This window comes from Niastella sp. OAS944 (assembly GCA_024809215.1).
Classification (GTDB): domain Bacteria; phylum Bacteroidota; class Bacteroidia; order Chitinophagales; family Chitinophagaceae; genus Niastella.
The window spans coordinates 255,124-268,369 of record JANUBW010000001.1; the positions used below are offsets into that span (position 1 = coordinate 255,124).

Here is a 13,246-nt window from a genome sequence, read left to right on the forward strand (position 1 = left end):
TGAATAGGAAATGTTATTTCAATAATGAATGAATCACAGATTAATTGACCCAAAAAAACTGTTATGAGAACTCCCCTCAAACTGCTCCTGGCAGTTGTATGTCTTTTTCAGAGCCTATGCCTAACCGCACAGGAAAAAACAATTTCCGGTACGGTAAAAGATGCAGACGACAATTCGCCAATGCCGAATGTATCTGTCACCATCAAGGGCACAAACCGCGGTACAACTACCGATATGCGCGGATCATTTTCACTTAAAGCCCAGAAAGGAGAAATACTGGTTATATCTTCTGTAGGATATGAAGTTAACCAGATTAAGGTAGGCGATGCCGATATCGTTTCGGTAAAAATAAAAAGCGCACAAAAACAAATGAGTGAAGTGGTGGTAACCGCCATGGACCAAAAAAGAAACCCGCGTGAATTGGGATATTCAGTCCAAACAGTTAAAGGATCTGATATTCAACAAACACAAAGGGAAAATTTCCTTAACAGTTTGCAGGGAAGAGTAGCCGGGTTAACGGTAACCCCTACCGGCGGTGCTGCAGGTGCTTCATCGAGCATAGTACTACGTGGCTTCAATACGCTTTCGGGAAATAACCAGCCGTTGTTTATTGTTGATGGGGTGCTTTTAGATAACCAAACGCTTAACCAAAACTCCTACGGTGGTTCCGGTGTGGGTCTTTCATCTGATCTGCCAAACAGAAATAACGACTATACCAACCGTATAGCCGATATTAACCCTAACGACATTGAATCGGTTACTATTTTAAAAGGCCCCGAAGCCACTGCCTTATATGGCAGCCAGGCAAGCTCGGGTGCCATTGTAATTACTACTAAAAAAGCAAACACGGCAGGAAAGCTGATCGTTAATTATGACAACAATTTCCGCATTCAAAAAGTAACCCGGTTTATTGATCTGGAGAACAGGTACGGTCCCGGAGCAGACGGTGTTCCACCAGCGCCCCCCACAACAGGACAGTTTACCAGCTTCGGTCCGGCATTGCCCGCAGATACCAAATTTTACGATAATACCCATCACTTCTTTAATACAGGGTTTACACAAACCCATAACCTGGGTTTGGAGTTTGGGGTAAAGAATTCGGGTTTCAGGTTTTCAGGCACTTACTTAGACAATGATGGAACAGTGCCTTTCAATACCTATAAAAAATATAATTTAAAACTCTCCAACAATACTAAGATCGGTAAATGGCTTACCATCTCCCCTTCTATTGCCTACATAAATTCAGATAACTTAAAGCCGATCAAAGGGGCAAGCGGATACCTGATAGACCTTTATGCATGGCCGGTGTGGGACGACATCAGAAACTATGAGGATAAACAGGGCAACAAACTGTTGATGTTCAGCAACAATTACAATGCTGACTATGATAACCCGTTATGGAGTGCAAAAAACAATAAAAGCGGTGACAAGAACAGCCGCTGGGTGGGCACACTGGGTGTAGACATCAATCCATTTTCGTGGCTATCGTTAGCAGGCAGGTTTGGTTACGACACGTATAAACAGGATGGCTATATGTTCACCCATCCTCAGTCTTTTCTGCTAACCAATCAAACAGGAGGTACTCTCGATAATTATTACAGAACGTATATAGGATACAACCACACCCTTACCGCCACGGCAAAGAAAAAATTCGGCGACTTCAGCACAAGAGTAATGGTGGGCAACATGTGGGAAGACTTTGAGACCCGTCAGTTTGGCATCAACGGCTCACGGTTGAAAGATTCAACCAGCACCGACAGCAGCAATACACTCGAAAGCACCAGGCTACGGTTACTCAGGAACAAATATGGCCTGCCCAACCTGAATATTTTAAGAATGATGGCTTATTTTGGGGAAGCTTCAATAGGCTGGAAAGACCTGGTATATCTTACCTATTCACATCGTTTTGAGAACGCTTCGCCGCTTCCTAATAAAAACAACAAGTACAACTATCCTGGCGCCAGCTTAAGTATGATCCTGTCAGATATCTTTCCAAAGATAAAAGGAAAAATTTTGGATTATGCCAAGTTGAGAGCATCGCTGGCCAGCACTGCCCGGTTAAACGATCCTTACTCGAACCAGGCGTACTTTGTAAATAACTTTAGCAGCACTATACTTCCGGAAAGCTATACATACAGCTACACAAATCCCAATCCCGATCTGCAACCGGAAAGGCAAAAAACGTATGAAATTGGTACTGAGCTTAGATTTTTAAATAATGCCATCACGCTGGAGGCAGCTTACTACAATACCCTTTGTACCGATCAGATCGTTCAGCAATACAGGGCAAGCTATGCCACCGGCGCTATTTTAAACACAGGCAATGTTGGTTCATTGCGCAACCAGGGCATAGAGTTGTCACTGAACGTAAATGCCATCAGGAAGAGCGATTTCAACTGGAACATCAGCTTCAACTTCAACCATATGTGGAGTAAAGTATTGACGCTTCCGGATGCTATCGGCCCTGAGAATGACTTTTACCAGTCAGACAACCTGTTCAGCGCAAGAGGCGGTCTGGTACGCGGCCATCAAACAGGTACCATAACAGGCAGCACCTATGTAAGAAATAAGGCCGGACAGATCGTGATAAGCCCTACCACAGGCTTACCGCAAATAGATGCAAACTTCAAGATAATTGGCGACCGTACCCCCGATTTTACGCTGGGAACCATCAACAGCTTCAGATATAAGAACTGGTCGCTGAACATCCTGTGGGACCTGAAAGTGGGTGGCGATATTTATAATTTGACCGAGCAGGTGCTCACCGGTTTGGGTAAATCAATAAGAACATCCGACAGAAAAACACCGCGGGTTGTACAAGGTGTGCTGGACGATGGTTTACAAAATACCGATAATCCAACACCTAATAGCATAGTAGTGGTTCCTTATTATTTAACTCCCAGTACCGGCTCAAACTACTACACCATGCCGAATGAGGAATATATACAACATGATGTAAACTGGCTGAAATTAAGGGATGTAACGTTGAGCTATATACTGCCCGAAAAAGTTACACATCTGATAAAATACATGAAATCATTAAGCCTTTTTGTAACAGGGAACGATTTGATCATGATCACCAACTACCGTGGCGCCGATCCGGCAGTGATCGCCAACAACCCCGGTTCAGTAGGAATTGGTTCTTATGGTTTTGATTACGGCAGCCCGGCAACGCCGTTAAGCCTGAGCTTTGGATTACGCGCTCGTTTTTAATCTGTTATTTTCCAATGTAAAATTTGACATCATTTATGCGAAATAAATTCTTAACTACTATATTCACCCTCGCCACCGGCGCTTTATGTATGCAGGGTTGCAGTAAAAAAATTGATGAGGCCTACCTTAACCCCAATGCACCGGTCAGAGTGCCAATTGAAACAATACTTCCCGGCGTTATCGGCGGATTGACCAGTTTTCAATCAGCCAATGGTACCTTGTATGGCGTTCAACAGGATGCCACTTATATAGGGCGTTATGTGCAATATTTTACCACCCAAACCGACAATGAGAATTATGCTCGCATGGGCGGTGTAACCGGCGCCAGCGATATTACCGGTGGCATTTGGGCAGCCGTATATTACGGACATGGAAAAAATGTAAACAAGATCATTGAGTGGGGTACTGAAGAAGAAAAATGGGATTATGTTGGGGCGGGCTGGGCCATCAGGGCCTGGGGCTGGCTTGAATTGACAAATCAATACAATGAAGGCGTTTTAAAAGAGGCATGGAATGCTAGTTTATCCCAGTTCCCGTACGATACACAACCCGAATTTTACGATAGCTGTCGGGCTACCTGCTTCAGAGCGCTTAGCTTTTTTAACAGAAAAGACGGCAGTGTAAACACAGAAAACTTTGCCAAGGGTGATGCCTTTTTTAATGGCGGCGATGTAAACAAATGGAAAAAATTTGTGTACGGTATTCTGGCAAAGACTTACATTAACCTGAGCGCCAAGAACCTGTTCGCTGCAAATAATTATGCCTTTGCCGATTCGGCCATCAAATATGCCGACCTGGCCATGACTTCCAATGATGACAATGCATATGTAAAATATGCCGGTGGCCTGCAGTCTCATACCAATAATTATTTTGGTCCTTTAAGAGGCAACATGGGCGCATACAGGCAATGCGCTTATATAGCCGATCTTATGTCGGGCCGCAACAGCTCAGCATTCAAAGGTGTAAGCGACCCCAGGGCCTGGTATATGTTGCGTGAAAACAACTCAGGTAATTTCCAGGGGTTCATTCCATGGAGAGGCGGTAATACCCCGGGTATCACCACTGCTGTGTATCCTCATAATTTCTGGGGAAATTTTGCTACTCCCAATTCAACTGTAGCGCCAACCGTTGATAGCAGCCGGTACATTTGGCAGAACACCAGCCCCTGGCCTATGATGACGGCATCGGAAATGCAGTTTGTAAAAGCCGAAGCCTTGTACAGAAAAGGCAAAAAAGCCGAAGCGCTTGCAGCTTATACCAATGCCATCGGCCTTAATTTCGATATGCTTACCACCGTTTATCCGCAACACATACCTGCAGCCAATGTAATTACCCCGGCAGTTAAAGCCGCCTATTTAGCCGATCCGGCTGTTGTACCGGCATTGCCAGATAATCTTACATTAACCCATATTATGCTGCAAAAGTATATTGCCTTATACGCATGGGGTATTCACCAAACCTGGGTTGATATGCGCAAGTTCCATTACACAGATATCGATGAAGCTACCGGCAAACAGGTATATGCTGATTTTACACCGCCATCGGGCCAATATGCGGTGGCGACTAACAATGGCAAATTGGTATACCGTTGCAAACCCAGGTATAATTCAGAATACCTGTATAATGTTCCTGAATTAACAAGGATCGGAGCATTTGAAACAGATTATATCACTAAAGAATGCTGGTTCTCGCAAAAGTAACTTTAACCTGTAAGCGCCCATGCCCGATGTAGCCGGAGCTTACAGCAACTATAAAAATATTCAAATGAGAAAGAACAGTCTGCTTTTTTTTGCAATAGGTATAGCTATCACCTGGTTTGCAATATCGTGTAAACGGGAGCTTGAGCCCAGCGCTTCATATGAAACGCCAACCGGCACAGCATACCTGCGTATTGTTCATGCAGCGCCCTATTTCAGGAATATCTTCAATGTGAGCGATTCGTTTAATGTACTGGTAGGCGGTACCAAGGTTACTGCATCCATAACCGGCAGTAACCCGTACATGACGTATAATAGCATTTTTCCTAACGTATCAACATTAAACGGATATATTTCGGTACCGGCGGGAGAACAGGAAATTAAATTATCAGCAGGAGTACTGAACACTGATTCGCTTACTATTAAGCGATTTACAAAAGTGTTGGCGCCCGATACCTATTATACTTTTATGATCACCGATTCTATTAATAGCAATAGAGATATAGCCCAGATGTTTGTGCGGGATTCGCTTACAACCCCTACCACGGGGTACTATGGCCTGCGTTTTATTCACGCAGTAATGCAGGACGCAGCTATTCCAGCAAACAGGCTGGTAGATACCATTGACCTATTCTCTTCCCGTTATAACAGGAATATTTACACTAAGATCACGCCCGGTACTATAACTACTTTTTCACAATTTTCTTACGATGCGGCATTAGAAGATACTGTTTATGTACGACGGGTAAGGAGCAATGTTAATCTGGCTACATTAAATTGGAAACCCGCTAACCAGCGAACCTATACCCTTTACTTTAAAGGTGATGGTACTATTAGCACAACAACCAATCCCAGGGCCAGAAGCCTTGCAACTATTGTACATAAGTAATTAAACCGGTTTGCATAAAAAAGGTGAGTTTCCCTGACTGGAAAACTCACCTTTTCTTTTTGCCCGGCATGCTTTTACGCAGTGCCTCCAAAGAATAGATAAGCAAGTATTATAGCTGTAATGATTCCCGCTAAATCGGCCAGCAACATAGTGCCTATGGCATAGCGGGTATTTTTTATTCCTACCGACCCAAAGTAAACAGCAACAACATAGAAAGTAGTATCGGCAGCACCCTGAAATATACCCGAGAGCTTACTGGCGAACGAATCGGGGCCGTTTGCCATCATGGTGCTCACCATCATACCCCGGGCTGCGCCCCCGCTTAACGGACGAATTAACGCGGTAGGCAACCCCTCCACAAAACGGGTGTCGGTACCCAGCATGGCAAAAAAACTTCTGATGCCATCCATGATCACATCGAACGTTCCACTAATGCGCAACATGCTAACCGCTACCATTATACCTACCAGGTAGGGAACTATGCGGATGGCGGTATCAAAACCATTTTTTGCCCCTTCTATAAACGCATCAAACAGATCTATCTTTTTATAAATGCCTCCCAGCACTATCAACAGGAACACCAGCAATATTAACCCATTGCTCAGCACGCCCGAAAACGATTGAACACCTGCTGTGCTCAGCGTAGTAATATACCAAACCAGCAAACCAACCACTGCTGAAATGCCGGCGATCCACATCAGAATAACCGGTTGCAGCAGGTTGATCTTTTGCCGCAACGATACAATGAACAAGGCTACCATAGTGCCCACAAAGGTCACTATCATACAGGGGAGAAACACATCGGTAGGGTCGCTGGCATGTTGCGTAGCCCTGATGGCAATAACGCTCACCGGAATAATATTAAAACCAGCCGCATGCAAACACAGGAACATGATCTGTGCATTGCTGGCTACTTCTTTATTGGGATTGAGCTCCTGCAGGCTTTGCATGGCCTTTAGTCCAAAAGGCGTAGCCGCATTATCGAGCCCCAGCAAATTGGCCGAAAAGTTCATGATCATATGCCCCAGGGATGGGTGGCCCTTGGGCACATCGGGAAAAAGCCTTGTAAAGAAGGGAGCAATGATGCGCGACAGCAGATTGATGCCCCCCGCCCTTTCGGCAATGCTCATAAAGCCGATAAATAAGGCCAGCACCCCAATAAGTTTAAGGCATAGCTCCACTGCATCCCAGCAGGTATCTATAATGCCATTGGCCGCCTGCACTTTTACGGCCTTTACCATGCCATCCTCTTTCCGGAAGATCAGTTCACCCTGTTTTACCCGGCCAACGGTATCAAGGGCCGCCGCCAGCGAAGGCTCAGCCGCAGAAACGGGCATTTCTTTCACCTGCACCGAATCGCCCCGTTTACCCACCACCATTGAGCTGAAGATCTGTTTTTGACCACCTGCGAGGAATTGAATACCAGCAACTAAAATAGAAACTATAATAAAGGCACTCCAGATACGACTTAATGCCATAAGGGAAATAAGATTAAGCGCTGAAGATAAAGGAATCCCGCCATATATTATCACCCGGTAATACCCTATCTTTGCGGCCCGAAAACCAGTTATAAGTTCTTAGTTTTTAGTTCACAGTTTTGGCAAAAAACTAATGAACCCGAACTAAGAACTTAGAACTCAGAACTAAAAACTAAAAAAATGGCTTTACAAGCAGGAATAGTAGGATTACCAAACGTTGGGAAATCAACCTTATTTAACGCAGTGAGCAACAGCGCCAAGGCGCAGGCCAGCAACTATCGTTTCTGTACCATTGATCCGAATGTTGGACTGGTTGACGTGCCCGATGCCCGTTTGAAAAAACTGGCTGAACTGGTTCGCCCCGACCGTATTGTTCCTACTCAGATTGAAATTGTGGATATTGCCGGCCTTGTACGCGGCGCAAGCAAAGGCGAAGGTTTGGGAAATAAATTCCTGGGTAACATTCGCGAAGTAGACGCCATCATTCACGTTATCCGTTGTTTTGAAGACGAGAACATCTTACGCGATGAGGGCGCTATTAACCCCGTTGGCGATAAAGAGATCATCGATATCGAGCTGCAGTTGAAAGACCTTGAAAGTGTTGATAAAAAACTGAGCCGCATTGAAAAACAGGCCCGCCTCGATCCCAAACTGAAAGTTGAATACGAGGTACTCCTGCGTTGTAAAGAACACCTGGAGAAAGGAAAAAGCATTCGCGAGCTTTCTTTTACCAAAGAAGAACGTCCGGCCATTGCCGACCTGTTCCTGCTCACCGAAAAACCGGTGTTGTATGTAGCAAACGTAGACGAGGCCAGCATGCATACCGGCAACAAGTTCTCAGCTGCCTTGCAGGAAGCTGTTAAGAATGAAAATGCACAGGTGATCATCATGAACAACAGCATTGAAGCGCAGATCAGCGAAATGGAAGATCCTGGCGACAAGCAAATGTTCATGGAAGAATACAAAATGACCGAACCTGCCCTTGACCGCCTCATTCACTCAGCATATAAATTACTGAACCTGCAAACCTATTTCACTGCCGGTGTACAGGAAGTGCGCGCCTGGACGATCCACGAAGGTTGGAAAGCTCCTCAGGCCGCCAGCGTTATTCATACCGATTTTGAAAAAGGCTTTATCAAAGCGGAAGTGATTGCATACAATGATTATATCTCGTACGGGTCAGAAGCCGCCTGCCGCGATGCCGGTAAGCTGCGCATAGAGGGTAAAGAGTATATTGTGAAGGATGGCGATGTAATGCACTTTAGGTTCAATGTATAGTTAGAAACTTTTAATAATAGAGTATCTTATAACGGTCCCGGTTAAGCTGGGGCCGTTTTTTGTTGTACAATATGATGCAACAGTTTGCTAATTTTTTTAACAAAAACGCAATCTTGTATTTATTAGCAACTAAGATTTTGGTCAAAGAAGAAATATTTGCAACCAAAGCCTTGATTAAAGAAGAAGTCCATTCGTTAGTGAAGAAATACATGGCTTACATAACGAAATGAAAGATAATACCCTTTCAATACAACGCTGGATGTTAGCCATATTTATAACTCTTGTAATTACGCTCCTCGGGATTTACTTTAAACGCTAGTTCTATTCCTCAGTCCTTTTACTGAATTATCTCTCCTACTAATCGAACATTCTCTGCTCCATATTGTAATACAATGAAGTAACAGTTTTGTATTATTTTTGCACCATGACAGAGAATTACAAAGATCTAATACCAGCCGGTTTTGCGTCAGATTCGAGAGTTTGGGTTTATCAGAGCAGCCGCCTGTTTATGATGAGCGAGGCTTTACATATAGAAGACCTGCTGAATAATTTCATTGCCAACTGGAATTCGCATGGAGCCCCGGTAAAAGGTTTCGCCAACCTGTTCTTTGGTCAGTTTGTAGTATTGATGGCCGATGAACGTGCTACTGGTGTAAGCGGTTGCAGCACCGACAGCTCAGTTCGCCTTATAAAGCAAATAGAGGAACTCTTCAAAGTAAATATGTTCGACCGCACTACCTTGGCCTTTTTGGTAAAGGATAAGGTGCAAATGCTTCCCCTGGCGCAACTACAATACGCCGTCAACAATAGTTTCATTACCCCCGATACTATCTATTTCAATAATCTGGTGCAAACAAAAGAAGAATTGGAAAATAAATGGCTTGTTCCGGTTAAAGACAGCTGGCTGGCTAAAAGAGTAAGTTTAAGTAATTAGCCAAAGATTATCTGCTAATTAAGACAATTATCAGAAAAACAAACAGACTACGATCATAAGTAACTGCGCCATTGCTGTAAAGTAAATGGCGCTTTTTAATGCCGATTTGGTATCCATTATTTCCCTTCTTAAAAAAGAAATTTCATCTTTTATAGAAGGCTCATTTTTCACATCCACTTTTTCTTCCTGAATACGCACACACAATTCATATTCGTTACCATCTTTTTGATCGCGGATTAATGCGTATAACCTGAGCTGTGTAGTTTCCATAAATACGTGTTTAGTAATAGCTGATTAATGCAAGGCTTTTCCTTGTGAAGTATATACTAAACCGTGGTAATACAACCACACTACAAGTTTAACTCTTTTTATTTATACATATAAATTTTAGCAAAACGGCTACACGTATCTGCTAAGCTATTTCGTAATTGTATTAATATCGACAATAATGCTGCGAATTGTAGTTCATTTCAAATATCGCGACGCCTGTATTTCATTATCACATTAGCAAATTATCACATTATCACATTATTCTAAAACTGCATCATAAACGCAGTTCCCTCCCCTTCTATCGACTGCACCTGTATGTTACCTTTATGCAGCATCATAATTTGTTTGCAAAGACTTAGTCCAATACCACTACCGCTTTTCTTAGTACTGAAGAATGGAATAAAGATCTTATCAAGCACCTCTTCGGGCATACCAGTGCCGTTATCGGCCACTTTTATAACAGTTCTATGGTTATTGGCATAATAAGCCGATAACACAATACGTGGCTCTTCGCGCTCTTTCACCGCCTCCATGGCATTCACCACCAAATTAATAAGCACCTGCTCAAGCAGGTTAGTATCGGCTTCTAATTGCAGATCGGGATCTTTTAAAACAATTTCCAGTTCAATGTTCTTTTGATCGAGCGTAGGCTGCATCAGATGATGCAGGTTCTCGAACAGATCACGCACATACACATTCTTTAAATTCAGTGTGGTGATCTTATTTAGATTCCTATAGGTCTCTGCAAACTTCAACAGGCCTTCGCTTCTTCTTTTAATAGTATCGATGCCCAACTCCAGGTCGTCCATAGAGCCCGATTCCAGGTCGGGTCTTTCGGCAAATTGCTGCAGGCGGTATTTCAGGGTTTCGGCCAGTGATGAGATGGGTGCAATGGAATTCATGATTTCATGCGTCATTACACTCAACAGTTTTTGCCAGGCTTTTGATTCCGTTTCATCCAATGCCTCGCTCACATTTTGAAAAGCGATCAACTTGAATTTATTGCCGTCGGTTTGAAAGGCGGTAGCCGACAGAAATAATTTATACGATGTTTTTTCACTATGCGCAGTGGCAATCGTTGTATCGCCTGGTTTTAACAAGGTTACCTGGCGGTACAATTCATTGTCGCGGCGGGCCAAAGAGTGAATGGTTTTAAGGTAGGGTAAATGCAGCATACGCTTCAGCGATTCATTCATCCATACCACTTCCCCATTGTGCTCGCGGTATGAAAGTATGCCCGTATCAACCAGCTCCAATATTTTTTGCAGGTATTGAAACTGGGTTTCCTTTTCTTTACTGATCACCTTAAAGGTGGAGTTGATCTCATTAAACCCTTTTCGCAAGGGTTGTAATTCAAGCGGGGCATGCTTTACATCGAAATAGCGGGAGAAATCGCGGTAATGTACCGATTCAACAAACTGGTCCAGTTCGGCATGCGCCTTTCGTTGAAAGCGGTACATTTCAGCAATAGCGTATATGATCAGCGGCACCATTACCACCAGGTACACGTAATATCCCTTAACCAGCAGGAATGAAGATATAACCAGGATTATAAACAGAAATAATACCTGGAAGATGATGCGCCATTCAAATCTTTTATAGAACAAGCTTATAATTTAAAGTTTATACTATTTCTTTTTACCAGCTATCGGCAATCATGAATCGGCAATCGGCAATGAGTCGCTCATCAGCTGGCCTCGCTATCGTAAAACGTGAAACGGAAAACGTGAAATACAGCTGCAGGCCGCAAGCTTAAAGCCTAAAGCAAATACAAATATGCCAATCGGAACTGTATTAACTTTTTCATTTCACATTCTTCATTTTTCATTTCCCATTTCCTTCTACATTCAATATTCAACATTCGATATTCGGTGTTCATTCCACTCAAATATCGTACTTACTCAGCCTACGATACAAAGCGGTGCGAGTGAGCCCCAACTCCTTCGCCGCTCTCGTAATATTCCCATTATGCTTTTCAATAACATGCAAAATGGTATTTTTCTCAACAGCGCTAAGGTTCAGCTCATCGGGTTCTTTTTCACGGGCCGAACCCGATTCAATGGGTGAGAAAATAAGATCAGCCGCCTGCAGCACATGCCCGTCAGACATGATCACCGCCCGCTCAATGGTATATTGCAATTCCCTGATGTTACCCGGAAAATGATAGGTCAATAGTTTCTCTATCGCCTTCTCATCAAATTCCATAACCGGTTTCAGGTATTTATTGCTGTACAGTGTACTAAAATATTTTGCCAGCAAAATAATATCGTTGCCCCGTTTACGTAATGGTGGCACCATGATCTCCACCGTGTTAATGCGATAGATAAGGTCTTTACGAAAACGGCTTTCATTGGCCAGTTCGGCCAGCGGCACATTGGTAGCGCAAATAAGCCTGATGTCAACCGGTACCGGGTCGTTGGTGCCCAAACGGATCACCTGGCGGTTTTGTAGTACGCTTAGCAATTTGGCCTGTTGATGTAAACTGATATTTCCTATTTCATCTAGGAAAAGCGTACCGCCATTGGCTGCTTCAAACCGCCCTACCCTGTCTTCCCGTGCATCAGTAAACGCACCTTTTTTATGACCAAACAATTCGCTTTCAAACAGGGTTTCGGTAAGCGCTCCTACATCAACTTTTACATATGCTTTCTTTGCGCGCAACGATTGCTGGTGAATGGCTTTTGCTATAAGGTCTTTACCCGTTCCGTTCTCACCCAATATCAATATATTGGCATCGGTAGGCGCAATCTTTTCTATTTTATAAAAAATATCGGCCATAACATCCGATTCGCCCAGCAACTCGGTACCAATTATAGAATCGCTGCTGCGTACTGAGGATAATGCGCTTTTGCCTTCTTTTCTTTTTAACGCATCTTTTATTGTAATGATGAGTTTTTCATTGTGCCAGGGTTTTACAACAAAATCGGCAGCCCCTTCTTTCAGCGAGCGTACTGCCAGATCGATATCGCCATAAGCCGTTATCATGATCACCGCAGCCTCCGACTTAAACTCCTTCACTTTCTTTAGCCAGAACAAACCCTCATTACCGGTATTGATGGAGCTGTTAAAATTCATATCGAGTAATATCACATCAAACTGCTGCTTCGAAAGCAGCCACCGCAGGTTCTCGGGGTTCTTTTCTGTTACTACTTCTTTAGCTTCCGTCTTCAACAGTAGCCGCACTGCCGTTAACACGTCAACATCATCATCTATCACCAGTATGGTAGCATTCTTCAGTAACATAAGTTTTGTATAAATTTCTGTTTAGATGCAACATTCGCAACTACAATTATACCATAAATACAAAGGCGTGGCAAACAATTTTTTATGACGGAAATGTCGTTTTAGGGCATTGTATCAAAACCGTACACCCGTTGTATTGGTTGCGAACAGGCGAAACCAAATTTGCAGTCTAATTTACTGGTAATCACATAGCTTGTATTCTGGCATATTGTTATTGGCATACCCTGCAGGATAAAATTAAAAA

The 13,246-nt window shown here is 43.5% G+C and carries 9 protein-coding genes; 5 read left to right on the forward strand and 4 right to left on the reverse strand.

Annotated elements, in window-relative coordinates:
* The first annotated feature begins 63 nt into the window (after positions 1-63).
* The 3 genes from GGD38_RS01015 (at position 64) to GGD38_RS01025 (ending at position 5,799) form a co-directional block, all read left to right on the forward strand.
* Entirely contained in the window at positions 64-3,213 is a 3,150-nt protein-coding gene (locus GGD38_RS01015) for a SusC/RagA family TonB-linked outer membrane protein (protein ID WP_375299895.1), read from the forward strand.
* 35 nt (positions 3,214-3,248) lie between these two features.
* On the forward strand, positions 3,249-4,913 hold the full coding sequence (locus GGD38_RS01020; protein WP_375299894.1) for a SusD/RagB family nutrient-binding outer membrane lipoprotein: 1,665 nt from the start codon (positions 3,249-3,251) through the stop codon (positions 4,911-4,913).
* A gap of 64 nt (positions 4,914-4,977) precedes the next feature.
* Positions 4,978-5,799, forward strand: a complete 822-nt coding sequence (locus tag GGD38_RS01025; protein WP_375299893.1) for a DUF4397 domain-containing protein — start codon at positions 4,978-4,980, stop codon at positions 5,797-5,799.
* A gap of 74 nt (positions 5,800-5,873) precedes the next feature.
* Here GGD38_RS01025 and GGD38_RS01030 read toward each other — a convergent pair whose 3' ends face one another.
* Entirely contained in the window at positions 5,874-7,277 is a 1,404-nt protein-coding gene (locus tag GGD38_RS01030; RefSeq protein ID WP_375299892.1) for a nucleoside recognition domain-containing protein, read from the reverse strand.
* 180 nt (positions 7,278-7,457) lie between these two features.
* Between GGD38_RS01030 and ychF the strand changes: the two genes are divergently transcribed.
* Positions 7,458-8,555: a redox-regulated ATPase YchF gene (gene ychF / locus GGD38_RS01035; protein ID WP_375299891.1), complete on the forward strand. Its 1,098-nt coding sequence runs from the start codon at positions 7,458-7,460 to the stop codon at positions 8,553-8,555.
* Between the two features lie 424 nt (positions 8,556-8,979).
* Complete coding sequence (locus tag GGD38_RS01040) at positions 8,980-9,489, forward strand: hypothetical protein (protein ID WP_375299890.1); 510 nt, start codon at positions 8,980-8,982, stop codon at positions 9,487-9,489.
* A gap of 30 nt (positions 9,490-9,519) precedes the next feature.
* Here the strand turns inward: GGD38_RS01040 and GGD38_RS01045 are convergent, their stop codons facing one another.
* The 3 genes from GGD38_RS01045 to GGD38_RS01055 all read right to left on the reverse strand — a co-directional run bounded on the left by GGD38_RS01045 (position 9,520) and on the right by GGD38_RS01055 (position 13,002).
* Positions 9,520-9,759, reverse strand: coding sequence for a hypothetical protein (locus GGD38_RS01045; protein WP_375299889.1), 240 nt, complete (start codon positions 9,757-9,759; stop codon positions 9,520-9,522).
* 263 nt (positions 9,760-10,022) lie between these two features.
* Positions 10,023-11,366 carry a PAS domain-containing sensor histidine kinase gene (locus GGD38_RS01050; protein WP_375299888.1) on the reverse strand — a complete coding sequence of 448 codons (1,344 nt, stop codon included), beginning with the start codon at positions 11,364-11,366 and terminating at the stop codon, positions 10,023-10,025.
* A gap of 277 nt (positions 11,367-11,643) precedes the next feature.
* Positions 11,644-13,002 (reverse strand): sigma-54-dependent transcriptional regulator, encoded by a 1,359-nt coding sequence (locus GGD38_RS01055; protein WP_375299887.1) that lies wholly within the window; start codon positions 13,000-13,002, stop codon positions 11,644-11,646.
* Positions 13,003-13,246 lie beyond the last annotated feature (244 nt).

Coding starts and splice junctions, on each gene's coding strand:
- GGD38_RS01025 (WP_375299893.1), top strand. CDS start 4,978: ATGAGAAAGAACAGTCTGCTTTTTTTTGCAATAGGTATAGCTATCACC.
- GGD38_RS01045 (WP_375299889.1), bottom strand. CDS start 9,759: ATGGAAACTACACAGCTCAGGTTATACGCATTAATCCGCGATCAAAAA.
- GGD38_RS01030 (WP_375299892.1), bottom strand. CDS start 7,277: ATGGCATTAAGTCGTATCTGGAGTGCCTTTATTATAGTTTCTATTTTA.
- ychF (WP_375299891.1), top strand. CDS start 7,458: ATGGCTTTACAAGCAGGAATAGTAGGATTACCAAACGTTGGGAAATCA.
- GGD38_RS01020 (WP_375299894.1), top strand. CDS start 3,249: ATGCGAAATAAATTCTTAACTACTATATTCACCCTCGCCACCGGCGCT.
- GGD38_RS01055 (WP_375299887.1), bottom strand. CDS start 13,002: ATGTTACTGAAGAATGCTACCATACTGGTGATAGATGATGATGTTGAC.
- GGD38_RS01040 (WP_375299890.1), top strand. CDS start 8,980: ATGACAGAGAATTACAAAGATCTAATACCAGCCGGTTTTGCGTCAGAT.
- GGD38_RS01015 (WP_375299895.1), top strand. CDS start 64: ATGAGAACTCCCCTCAAACTGCTCCTGGCAGTTGTATGTCTTTTTCAG.